Origin of the sequence: Bacillus sp. 103mf, assembly GCF_900116295.1 — a bacterium.
Taxonomy (GTDB): domain Bacteria; phylum Bacillota; class Bacilli; order Bacillales; family Bacillaceae_G; genus Bacillus_A; species Bacillus_A bruguierae.
Window position 1 is genome coordinate 333,419 of sequence record NZ_FPAF01000003.1, and the last position, 12,528, is coordinate 345,946.

The 12,528-nt window shown below is 36.0% G+C and carries 8 protein-coding genes and 3 pseudogenes; 7 read left to right on the forward strand and 4 right to left on the reverse strand.

The annotated features are described in order from the left end of the window. Positions 1 to 12 precede the first annotated feature (12 nt). Both BM350_RS11180 and BM350_RS11185 read left to right on the forward strand, forming a co-directional pair. A complete protein-coding gene (locus BM350_RS11180; protein ID WP_090912002.1) occupies positions 13 to 846 on the forward strand; it encodes a VanW family protein in 834 nt (277 codons plus the stop codon). A 374-nt stretch (positions 847 to 1,220) separates the two neighbouring features. Beyond that, complete coding sequence (locus tag BM350_RS11185) at positions 1,221 to 1,592, forward strand: hypothetical protein (RefSeq protein ID WP_139207578.1); 372 nt, start codon at positions 1,221 to 1,223, stop codon at positions 1,590 to 1,592. A gap of 1,503 nt (positions 1,593 to 3,095) precedes the next feature. Here the strand turns inward: BM350_RS11185 and BM350_RS11195 are convergent. Continuing rightward, positions 3,096 to 3,290 carry a hypothetical protein gene (locus tag BM350_RS11195; RefSeq protein ID WP_090911996.1) on the reverse strand — a complete coding sequence of 65 codons (195 nt, stop codon included), beginning with the start codon at positions 3,288 to 3,290 and terminating at the stop codon, positions 3,096 to 3,098. A gap of 313 nt (positions 3,291 to 3,603) precedes the next feature. Between BM350_RS11195 and BM350_RS11200 the strand changes: the two genes are divergently transcribed. Beyond that, positions 3,604 to 4,374 (forward strand): alpha/beta fold hydrolase, encoded by a 771-nt coding sequence (locus BM350_RS11200; RefSeq protein ID WP_090911994.1) that lies wholly within the window; start codon positions 3,604 to 3,606, stop codon positions 4,372 to 4,374. A gap of 225 nt (positions 4,375 to 4,599) precedes the next feature. Here the strand turns inward: BM350_RS11200 and BM350_RS11205 are convergent. Continuing rightward, a pseudogene (locus BM350_RS11205) lies at positions 4,600 to 4,854 on the reverse strand (Rpn family recombination-promoting nuclease/putative transposase); the annotation flags it as partial. A gap of 117 nt (positions 4,855 to 4,971) precedes the next feature. Then, a complete protein-coding gene (locus tag BM350_RS11210) occupies positions 4,972 to 5,868 on the reverse strand; it encodes a mechanosensitive ion channel family protein (protein ID WP_090911992.1) in 897 nt (298 codons plus the stop codon). Positions 5,869 to 7,091: 1,223 nt separating this feature from the next. Here BM350_RS11210 and BM350_RS11215 point away from each other — a divergent pair. Beyond that, positions 7,092 to 8,570 (forward strand): Lsa family ABC-F type ribosomal protection protein, encoded by a 1,479-nt coding sequence (locus BM350_RS11215; protein WP_090911990.1) that lies wholly within the window; start codon positions 7,092 to 7,094, stop codon positions 8,568 to 8,570. Positions 8,571 to 8,914: 344 nt separating this feature from the next. Next, positions 8,915 to 9,379 (forward strand): annotated as a pseudogene (locus tag BM350_RS11220) (Xaa-Pro dipeptidyl-peptidase); the annotation flags it as partial. A 6-nt stretch (positions 9,380 to 9,385) separates the two neighbouring features. Here BM350_RS11220 and BM350_RS27500 read toward each other — a convergent pair. Further along, complete coding sequence (locus BM350_RS27500) at positions 9,386 to 9,586, reverse strand: hypothetical protein (RefSeq protein ID WP_244547988.1); 201 nt, start codon at positions 9,584 to 9,586, stop codon at positions 9,386 to 9,388. Positions 9,587 to 10,218: 632 nt separating this feature from the next. On the opposite strand from BM350_RS27500, the pseudogene BM350_RS27505 reads away from it, so the two are divergent. Then, positions 10,219 to 10,311, forward strand: a pseudogene (locus tag BM350_RS27505) (ABC transporter ATP-binding protein); the annotation flags it as partial. Between the two features lie 286 nt (positions 10,312 to 10,597). Continuing rightward, positions 10,598 to 11,827 (forward strand): serine hydrolase domain-containing protein, encoded by a 1,230-nt coding sequence (locus BM350_RS11230; RefSeq protein WP_090911986.1) that lies wholly within the window; start codon positions 10,598 to 10,600, stop codon positions 11,825 to 11,827. Positions 11,828 to 12,528: the final 701 nt, after the last annotated feature.

The following is a 12,528-nucleotide window of genomic DNA, read 5'->3' on the forward strand; positions in this document are numbered from 1 at the left end:
AGAGGAAATAAAATGAATATAGTAAACTTACGTCCTAAACAGCGGTCTAAGTATCGTATTATGCTAGGAACATGGTATTACTCTACAAAGAGGTACATCCAGTGGTTAGCAGACGGAAAAACATACGCAAAAACTTTACAACAAGAAAAGTTACCCTGTACAGCGATTCAGCACCGAACGATACTACTTCGTAAGCTCAAGGATGTAGATATGTGGTATCAACAGAATAAAGTTGTTAATTTAAAGATTGCCATTAAACAGCTAGATGGTATCGTCATTAGACCGGGAGAAACATTCTCTTACTGGCGTTTAATAGGTAAGCCTACTAGGAGAAAAGGGTATGTAGAAGGTATGATGTTACACTATGGATCTTTTCAAGCAGGCATTGGAGGGGGACTTTGTCAGCTTTCAAATTTAATATATTGGATGACCTTACATACACCACTGACAGTAACCGAGCGATATCGTCATAGCTTTGATGTCTTTCCTGATTCCAAGCGGACCCAGCCGTTTGGAAGCGGGGCGACTTGTTCCTATAACTATTTAGACTTACAAATTAAAAATGAAATGGACCAATCGTATCAACTTCACCTTTATATCACAGATAAACATTTAGTTGGTGAATGGAGAACAGCCTATCCGCAGCTTTATCAATATGAAGTTTATGAAAAAGAACACTCAATCCAATCTGCATACTGGGGTGGTTATATACGACACAATGTTATTCAACGTAGAGTATATAACCAACAGAAACAGTTTGTAGAAGATCAATATGTAACGGAGAATCACGCTATAATGATGTACGAACCATTATTAGCTTGTAATAACGAGGAAAATGGAGATTAATATAGCACACCAGTAGTTTATCCGGTTCTGGTGCAAAAAATAATGTCATTGTGTACACTGAAATTATGCATAAAAAGTATGTCACTCTTTCTCGTTAATATAAAAGAATAGTAACGTGCTGTCTAAATCCTTAGCTTGATGGATGTGGGGTCATAACACATGCCCATCAAGCTAAGATTTCGAGATCCCCATCACCATCAACCTAAAGAGTAAAAATTCCCCATAACGAAAATTCTATTCATTATTAACTACTGATAATGATGCGTTATGTCAACCGATCATGAATGCGGTATACATATTATATTTTATCTATCTTGCGTAAAGAAAATTGTCATATAATAGAAATAACATTATGAATTATACAGGAGATACAAATGAAAAAATTTTTAATTAGTTATGCTGCAAGTCTGTTTGCTTTTATTTTCGGATGGTTCTTGATTTCATATATTTTTAATCCTAGCTTTATTCACCCGAACGTTTTATTTGGATTCATTAAAACTATCGTCACTTATGGTAGTATACCAGCTCTTATAGCTTGTCTAATTGGGGAAGTCTTATATAGGAAAATCAAACGATGTAGAGAATTGCAATTTGGAATTCCTGTATTTATAGGACTAGCAGTTATCTATACACTTACACCATTTCTTTTTATGTTTACTTTTTCTTTTTCACATTTCTTTTATTTCGTTGCACCTGTTATTATGGGGTCCTTAGCTTTTTATTTAGTACGTAGAAACTTCCGTTAACGAATTTTACGTCAACTAGCACCTCTTGGGGGGCTAGTTGTTTTTTACAGTAGCAAAGATGAGATTTCACTTTTGGAAACTGTCTTAGCGTATAAAATCCGCATTTGGCCATCAGTCCCCCAATAGGTCATAGACTTACTTTTATTTCCAGATGCAATTTATTGAGCTTATAAATATCGTTTCGTCTATTCATCCATTAGTTAGCTACTGAAAACACTTCGTTTCAATTGTATGATTAGGGTGTATGATAATAAGTTCGAAAATCATAGAGAAAACCCCGATTTGATTATGTTTGGTGTAGCTTTGAAATAAAGTGTGATCAAAACGGATTCTTCTCCAGCAGATTTAAGTTTGGTTTTTATAAAAAAGTTTAATCATTTCTACCTATGTTGTTCCATAATCGCGCCCGATTGTAGAATATTGAAAAACACGATGACTGTAAAATAACTCCACAGTCATTTTGCTAAAGCCTCTTTTAGTTTAATAAGGAAATTTTAAGAACCAACTTCCTAGTCCCAATCCATATAAAAACTCACCTTTAGCTTTTCTTGCCCACAATCTGGACAATCTAGAACATCATTTTGATTAATATCGACTAAAGGCTTTGACGGCATCTGAGTATTACATCGAGGACAAGTATGAATGTTCGTGTAAGATTGGGTTCCTGACTTCATATGTAAATGTACTTTATTTAATAGGTAACAACACTTCTGACAAACATATAGACCGTCGTAGCATTCAAAAGACGTTTCCTTGTTATTAATAAACTCTCTGATGTATTGTCGACCTTCTTTTTCCTCATACCATTCTAAAATCGAACTCAAGTTTATATACCTAAATCCAATTCCTAAAAAAACATTTTGATTGTAAGAGCAATGTCCGCAGTTCAAGTTATAAGCTACTCCCATAAATCTCAAATACCTCTCTTGTCCAGTTTGGATGGAAAACACTACAGAGAAATTTTAACACAAATATCCAGATTTTAAAGGTGTTAGTCCATAAAATGGCCCTTTAGTGGAGTAACTTTATTGCTACCACTATAAAAACACCCCTTCAGATAAACAGATCCAAAGGTGCAAAGCATCGCATCTTTTTTATAAACACCGTGACTTTATTTAAAAGTGAAATTTGGAAATAAAAGTAAGGTTATGACATATTTTTACCTGTATCTCGGCTGTACCCCACATAAGGAAGCGTTTATGCAATATCCGGTTTCTGAAATATTTTTTAACCCAAGCATCACCAAAATTAAATAACTGAAATTTCGTTATGATAAACGTTTTTGGTATAGCTCTTGGCGTTATATCATAATAAACCATATAGTTTCGTTAAGTAGGTAAATCATCTATAAGAGGTAGCACCACATCGCCATCAAGCTAAAAAAATGTATCCATAAAACGAAAAAACGCTATTCTTTTTGTAGAAATATACAGAAAGGATGGCATTTTTCATTAACATAGATACAAATTCATCTCAATTAAATGGTGGTGAGATTTCTTTTATTTATTCCTCTGTTTTTTTATAATAACGATTTGATTCAAAAACAAAATACCATCCAATAATAAACAAGACTATAGCAAATAATTTAATTGCTACTCTCCATATATATTCTAAATTTTCAAAGTAAAGAGTGATTACAACATGTATAACAGCGCTTAAGACAACCATTATAAAACCTTTATATTTTTGAAAAAACATCCAAATCCCCTCTTTTAAACACAATATTCCATATATGCTATAATAAGGGTCAATAAAATATAATTCAAAATAACTAAGGTGGGAGATTGATTTACTGAAAATACCCTATGTCCTTCAATCTGAATTTTTGAAATATTTCTAAACAAAAATTTCATTTTTCAACAGTTAGTTAATTATAAGAGTTTATCTTATTTTTTTCGTTTTGGGGAATAGAGAATTTCTTAAGTTGATGGGCATGTGGTACTATCGCAATTAAATTGAACTTATTAAATTTGGATTTTAAAATAGATAAAATAAAGAATGGGGAGTAGATATGAGTAAATTTATTGTGAATGAAACAGGAAAAAAACTAGATATAGGTGGTATTGAATTATACTATGAATTGTTAGGGATAAATAATGAAGGTCCAACCCTTGTTTTTGATTCTGGATATGGAGCCACTTTAGAAAGCTGGAATTCTATTAGAGATGATATTTCAAAGTTCTCAAAAATGTTTATTTATGATAGAGCCGGTATTGGCAAAAGTGAAATGAATGAAAGACCTCGCCATAGTCAACAAAGTGTCGAAAATCTACGTATCTTACTTAATAAAGCAGGTATAAAACCCCCATATGTGTTGGTCGGGCACTCATTTGGAGGGTTAAATACAAGATTATTCGCAAGCACCTATCCAGAGGAAGTAGTAGGGGTAGTTCTCTTAGACTCAACTCATGAGGATCAGAACAGAATATTACCTTCTTTATTTACAAAAGAAGTTCAAGAGGCTTATTATAATCAATTTACTTTGGAGGGTTCTCTTACTGAGGTGGAAGAAAGTTTAGAGCAAATTCGTACTTCTAAATCACTTGGAAATATTCCACTCATTGTTGTAACAGGGGGGCTACAGCCTTTTCATACAACGGAGTCCATGGCTACTTGGATGAAATTCCAGAGGGAGCTCGCTAACTTGTCGACTAATAAAAAACATATTATTGTTGAAGATGCTGGACACGCAATACATATTGATAAGCCTCAAGTTGTTGTTGAGATAATAAGGGATATATTAGATATGGTGAAAAATAACAACAAACATTCTACTCTGTAATAGGGGTCACCATACATGCTCATCAACTTAAGATTTTGAAATACCCCAAAACGAAAATTTTGTGCATTTTGCTCGTTTTTATTGTTTTGAGGTAACCCGTTCTTTTTAACTTGATGGGTATGCGGCTGTACCCCTGTAAGGCTTTTTATAGTTATTTAAATTGGCTCTACGGGATAATAAAAAGCTTTGCGGGAGTTTTCGCAAAGCTTTTGCCATGATATATAATTATAATAGTAATTTTCGTATTTCTTCTGTATTGAGACCAGTAAATTTTGCAATATCTTCTAATGGCATGCCATTTTTATGCATACCACGAATTAATTGAATTTTTCCCTGTTCAATGCCTTGCTCAATACCTTCTTTTTTACTTTTTTGAATACCTTCTTCTCGCGTATGAGCTATTTTAGCTTGTTCATCTAGAAGTATTTTCTCACGAGCTTCATAAGCTGTTCGGAAAGAAGAATCATGGCTCATATTTTCCTATAGATTTCCTTTTTCTTCACGCCATTTTTACTAATTTTGTAGACATGGGTTTTCTCTCCCTGTCTATTTCTCTTTCTTATATTGTACAAGAAACCAAAAGTAATGTGCAATCAGCTAGTTTTCTTTACCTACTTGGTGAAAGTTGCTCTCCAGCTGTAATTTTTCAGTATGAACGAACATATTCGCTGCTGGCATTTGTACTTGATTCTCATGGAATATAGACATTAGTTCAAACCTTACTTGCCTGGAAGTTTCAAAGTATTCTTCAGGTTTAACTAAACCTACAATACAAAATTCGTACCCAACATATTTAAAATTTGGATTTAAGTCTGTAACACCAATATATTGAAAAGATTCAACAACTTCGTCCTCTATCCTATATAGGCTTTGATCCGATTTTTCATTGCAGATAACACATACTTTTTCTAACAGTTCCTTTATTCTTGCAGGATCTTCCTGATAACTTACCGTAATCCGTTCAATAACCCGCATCCAGCCTTTATTAAAATTTTGTATCGTTCTAATCTCTCCATGTGGGATGGTAAGGAGTTTTCCCGACCATTCACGAATTTGCATAAAGCGAATACTGATTTCTTCAATAGTACCTGAACTTGTTCCGTTAAAAGTAACAAAATCGCCGACACGAAACTCTTTGTCCGTTAATCTTGCGAACCCTAATATAACATCTTTTAGTATCTGTTGTGCAGCAAAACCGACGACAACTCCGGCAATTCCTGCACCTGCAAGAATACCTTTTATATCTACAAATTGACTAATTAGATAAAAAACAAGACTGATTAAAATTCCATACCTAAAAATTGATCGAATTACACTTTGAATCGTCTGTTCTACTTCTTCATCAAAAAAGCTTGACTTCCTAAAGAACCAATCAATAATACGGTTTATGACAAAGGAAAAAGTCATGAGGACCAAAGCAAATAGTATAAATCTTAAAAGTAAAAACTCTCTTACATAATTAAAAAATTCCTCAGTCAAAGTTAATAAATTCATCCATCCACTTCCTTAACTATGTATTTTGATTTTTATTCCCGGTTCATTTTCAACAATATGACCCTTTAACGAAACAACTTATTGTCACTCAACAGTTCCTTAATCGACCTTTCAATTCCAGATGTTCTTTTCCTTTTTATTATAAATATACCCCTTTAGATTAGCTAAAGGGGTATAACGGCGCAATTTTTTTTATAAACGGTATAACTTTATTCAAAACGGTACATCTTTTTTATAGGGGTAGTGACAAGGTTACTGTCATAGACCACAAAGTAAAATTCAATGAAGTTATAAAAAGTGCATCTTACCCTTTTGGAAAGGGTTTATGGTAATCATTTTGGTAATTATTTTTGGTAATATCGTATACCAGTGATACCAAGTACCTTAATTAAGATTAAATTAGTTACAAAAATTATGGTTTTTGGTAACGAATCTTAGTATTTTATAGAAGTAGTTAGCAATAATTTGAGGTGAAGATGATTGTGATATTGCATTCCATAAAAAAGAATGTTACTCTAAAAATAGAATTATGAGAGGACTGATGGATGAATAATGATTAACTAATTTATATTTTAATTTGAAATTAATAACTTCAAACTACAAAATATAGGGTTAGTCTATCCATTTTTATAAATCAGTTCATACTTTATTTGTCATGATTCCAATGATTAATAAGAACTTATTAAGTATAAGTGAAATACTAATCCTTCCGATTATAAATTGGGAGGATTTTTTTATTCTCTTATAGGTAAGTTGATATTTATCCCGCTATTCGTGGGCAGTAAGACCCCCACCTCAAGATTCAGAGAGAAGCGTTGTCCAGCTCTAGCGGCTAGAATCTCCGGTCGTTTCGCCCCCTCCGACGAGGCAAAAAGCGCCTCTTTGTCAGGGGCTCCAACGTCCTGCGTTTCTAAGCGAGCCGCTTCCGCTTTTCTAAAGAAGATAGGTGGGGGATAACTGCCCGTAAAAGCCCGATTGGTGAGGGCTTTCCGTCAGTGGGGGATGAAGAAAACCCCCACTGACGGAAGTTTCACTTTATTAATCTGTAACTGTAACCTAACAAATAAAGGAGAGAGAAAAATGAGTAATTCAGACACTATTGTTACACATGTAATGCTCTATATAAGTCGTTAATATCCATCAAACTTATATGGAGGAATTAAAAAATTGATGGATATTCCGACTTTATATGAAAAGTGTTGATATATAAAGGAGGAATTATTATGTCAATGATAAAAGTTCAAGACTTAACTTTTTCATACCCAGGTAGCTTTGATAATATTTTTGAAGGTGTAAACTTTCAAATAGATACGGATTGGAAACTAGGGTTTATTGGTAGAAACGGACGAGGTAAAACGACATTCTTTAATTTATTATTAGGTAATTATGAGTATAGTGGGAAAATCACTTCTTCGGTAGAGTTTAATTATTTCCCTTACCCAGTTTCGGATAAGAACAAGTTCACTCATGAAATTCTTGAAGAAATTTGTCCCCAAGCAGAAGATTGGGAATTTCTGCGGGAAATATCCTATTTAAATGTTGATGCCGAGGCCATGTATCGACCATTTAAAACATTATCAAATGGAGAACAAACAAAGGTGTTGCTTGCTGCACTGTTTTTGAATGAGGGTCAATTTCTATTAATTGATGAGCCAACAAATCATCTAGACACTGATGCACGAAAGATGGTCTCTGATTATCTAAGGAAGAAAAAAGGATTTATTTTGATTTCACATGACAGAATCTTTTTAGATGGATGCGTTGACCATATCTTATCTATAAATAGAGCAAATATTGAAGTTCAAAGTGGTAACTATTCTTCTTGGAAGTTAAATTTTGATAGACAGCAGGAACACGAAGAGGCTACAAATGAGCGTCTACAAAAAGACATAGGGAGATTAAAACAGTCTTCAAAGCGTTCGGCAGGTTGGTCTCATCAAGTGGAAGCTTCCAAAAATGGAACAAGGAATTCAGGATCTAAGTTAGATAAGGGTTTTGTAGGACATAAAGCGGCCAAGATGATGAAGAGAGCGAAGAACCTTGAATCAAGGCAACAAAAAGCTATTGAAGAAAAGTCAAAATTACTAAAAAATGTGGAAAAAACTGAGTCGTTAAAATTAGAACAATTGAAATTTCAGTCAAATGAATTGGTTGTTTTGGCTGATGTGTCTGTTAAGTATGATGACCAAATAGTAAATGAACCAATTAACTTTATAGTTGAACAAGGGGACCGAATTGTACTCGATGGAAAGAATGGAAGCGGGAAAAGTAGTATCCTAAAACTAATTCTAGGACATCCAATACAGTATATAGGCTCAGTTAATTTAGGTTCAGGACTCATCATTTCCTATGTCCAACAAGATACTTCTCATTTGAAGGGATCGTTATCGGACTTTATTGAAGAGCACGAGATTGATGAGACGTTATTTAAATCCATCCTACGTAAGATGGATTTTGACCGAATTCAATTTGAGAAAGATATATCTCATTATTCTGGTGGACAAAAGAAAAAGCTGCTTATAGCTAAAAGTTTATGTGAAAAAGCTCATTTATATATATGGGATGAACCATTAAATTTTATTGATATTTATTCGCGTATGCAGATTGAAGAGCTTATTCAACAATTTAATCCCACAATGGTTATTGTTGAGCATGATAAGGCATTTCAACAAACAGTTGCAACCAAAACTATATCTATATAGTTCAAAGTGAATAATTGAAGATATAATCAGTAAATCAAGTCATTAAACTATAGGGCGCTTTAATGGAGTGATGAAAAAAGCCTAATTTCTCTACAATAAATTGGGAAATTAGGCTTTTTAATAGAAAATAAACGTGGGGTAAACAAAAGGTTAACAGAGGTAGCGCTTTTAAAATATGTGGCTAATACATCAGAAATACAACGTTGGATTAGAAAAATCTTATGAATTATATAAGAGAAAATATTACGAATTTCTCAAGTCTTCGCCTTTTTTAAAAACTTAATTTTCTGTCATTTTGTTGTATAGTGAAAGAAGTGATAGAAAAAAATAAAGGGGGAAGGAATTTGAAGAAAAAACAGTTTGTGATTGCACTCTCAGCAATGTTTTCATTAACACTTACATCAAGTATCTCTAGTATTACAGTACATGCAGAAAAAAGCGAAGAGAGTTCGATAAAATTTTCTTCGCTACCGTTAAATGGTAAAGTGCCAGAAACGTTAGCTCAATCAACAAAGATTGAGTTGGAAAATGGAATGACCAAGCCTATTTATTCAATTGATGAAGCAATTGTAGAAAAATTATATGTAGAAACTGAGATTGATAGTGACCTAGATTGGAAAAAGGATCTTGTTTCGATAAAGGTAATGCGACCTAAAACAGAACCGGGTGTGAAAGTTCCTGTTATTTATGAAATGAGTCCTTATCGTTCAGGGATAAATAATGTACCAGCTTATAATGTAGATGAAGAATTATATCCTACGGAAGGTAAACCTTTTGCAGAACCAGCTAACCTCGGTTCATATGGAAATTGATTTTTATGTCCCAAAGAGAAGAAGAAGTAAACTGCCTGCCCAAAGAAAATATGCAAGTTGAGTTAATATATACATTGTAAATTCAAAGGAAGAAAGGTTTCTTTCTCGCTTAACTTTTTTTAGCTGTCTGTAATATAAAAATGAACATAAGACTAGTAGTAATACAGCTGCTTTGTGTATGTTTTCAAGTAGGCTAATCAAAATAATCATCTCCTCATATTGACGGTAGAGTATGTTCTATTACGATAACAAAAGCAAACGTTAAACACTTTCCATTCCAACTTGAAAATAATTCTTGAAGAATCCAACCACATTAGTTAAATAGCTCCCATTATAATAACTATTACGATATCTTTTTCAAAAATTCCTACTTATTCCTCGACCTGGCCCTTTAATTAAATAACATGACTGACATTTTCAAACAACTTTATTATGTTTTAAAGGGGTTCAGTCGAGATACGTGTAAAAACGGGTCATAGTCTTACTTTTATTTCTAGTCGATGACCCGTTTTATGTTTATACTGGTATATTTTCCTCTACTGGTTGAGGAATGCTTTGTAAATCGATGACATAATCACCAAAACGTTTAATGTGGCTTGTAAGGTATGGGATTCAGCATAACATGATCTTCTCGTGAAAACTTATACCCTTCATTTATGGGGCGAATTTATTAAGCACACAGAGAAGCTGAAGGGAGCTCTTTTATTTTTGTTCCGCAATCGGTCCATATGCTGAAAAAAGAAAGGGATTTAGATAGGGCATCTAGAAAGTTAAAGTTACTTCCAGAAAAGAGCAATATTGAATTAGATGAGTAGATAGATAAAGATATATAGTTACAAGTCCTAAAGGGCGTAGATTTCGAGGAGGATAAGGGCAGTATTTTCGTCCTGCTCGGCTCCAATAGGGCGGGCAAGAAAACGGTTGTAGAATAAATGTCTGATGAACACATGGCTCTATGCTAAGAGCAGGACATATCTCGATTCTGATAACCCAGAAAAGGAAGTGAGTCAGATTTTGATTTCCAATATTCATTTTCTTTGATGCATCGAATCGACCTTTTTGACAAAGGGTTTTCAAGCATGAATAACAAAAGAGAATTTGTAGTTTTAAAACAAAAGGGCTGATAAAAAAGTAAAAAGAGGGAAACCAAATGAAAAAGATCACAATAGAAGATTTTCGTTCATCAGAAAATGGGGAAAAAAGGAGAGATTCATGATGGGACAAAGTAACAAAGGCTTTTCCGAAACAGGGCTGCGCAAAATGCGCAACGTACTGGCGCAGCATGTCGATTCTGGGAAGATTCCTGGGCTTGTCGCCCTAGTCAGCCGAAACGGTGAGACGCACGTCGAAGCGCTCGGTACAATGCGGCATGATGGTGGTGCACCGATGCGACGTGACACGATCTTCCGGCTTGCGTCTACTACCAAGCCGATCACGGTTTCACCGGTAATGATCCTGCTCGACGAATGCAAACTGCATTTGGACGAACCAGTAGACAAATGGTTGCCCGAACTCGCCAACCGGCAGGTGCTGAAACGACCCGACGGTCCGCTGGACGACACCGTGCCGGCACGGCGTCCGATCACTGTACGAGACCTGTTGACCTCCACATTCGGACTTGGAGTGGATCTGACTTTGATGGGCTCCCCGATCCAAAATGCGATCTTCGAAAATGGATTATTCGACGCGCCAGGGATGGAGTTGCCAGAGCCCGATGAGTGGATGCGACGCTTGGGCACACTCCCGCTGAGCTACCAGCCCGGAGAGCGGTGGCAGTACCATGTCAGCCTCGAAGTGCTTGGCGTGCTCATTGCTAGGGTCACAGGTCAGACATTCGAGTCGTTCCTGCGTGAACGCATCCTCGATCCGCTGGGGATGAAGGACACCGGTTTCTATGTGCCCGAGAGTAAGATTGACCGTCTGCCACCCGCCTGTAACCCTGATCCGCAGACGGGAGAGTTCATCGTGTGGGACGAGGCCGCAGGCGGACGTTACAGCAAACCTCCAGCATTCCAAGCAGGCGGTGGTGGGCTGCTCTCGACCGTCGATGACTATCACGCGTATTTACAGATGCTGTTGAACCAAGGGATACACGGGAACAAACGAATCCTGTCCCGACCCGCAGTCCAGCTGATGACCACCAACCGACTCACGCCAGAACAACAAGCATTCCGAGAGGACTTGGCTAAAAACAACGTCCATTTGTCGTTTGGCCAAGGGATACAAGGCGGCTGGGGCTTTGGGATGGCGGTGCGTACCTACCTCGGAGACTACGCGTCCATCGGACAGTTCGGCTGGGACGGCGGAACCGGCACCACAGCTTACGCTGACCCGGACAAACAGCTCACCGGAATTCTGTTCACCCAAGTTGGGATGTCCACTCCGGATTCAGCGCATGTTATCCAAGACTTCTGGACCACGGTCTATCAAGCAATCGAAGACTGAAACTGAGCCCGCGGTTCGTCGTTCGTTTAAAAAAAGGCTGGTGAATTTCATCGACCTTATTGGGGGAGAATCAGGACGTGACGCGGAGTTGGTTGGACGGAGTGGAAGCGGGCAGGGGCATGGCAGCAAGTCCTTGGAGGTCTATTCAAAACTTGCAATCACCGATGCCCAGCAGGGATATAACGAGGGCATCAATAATTTAATTATATCTACATTACGGGTGGTGTCAGCTTCGCTGGTACTCCCCCAATAGGGGCTTAGCTTAACAAGCCAAATTAAAAAGTCGGTTCCTAAGGAATTCGACTTTTTTAGGTTGAATTTCACAATTCGTGTTTCTTTAATACTATTTTTGATATTGTTCGATTTGGAAATAAAAGTAATCCTATGACCTGTTTTTACACATATCTCGGCTGAACCGCTTAAACGACTTTATTGTAAATTAAACTACTATATTATCTTTAAACAATTAAGATTTAACAGCTTTATTATTTAAACAGTAAGTGTTTTAAAAGGTAAAAAACAGCTATTTTTAGCACAAAAATAGTGCTATTTCCAAGAGGAATTTTTTACTTCTCCTTAGGATAGCACTACACTACATTAAATAATTTTATTGTTACTTTATCCTCACAATTAACAGCACTTTCTAAATTATGTTCAATCGAACATAATAAAAAATACTCCTCATGTTTGAAAGTGACTTC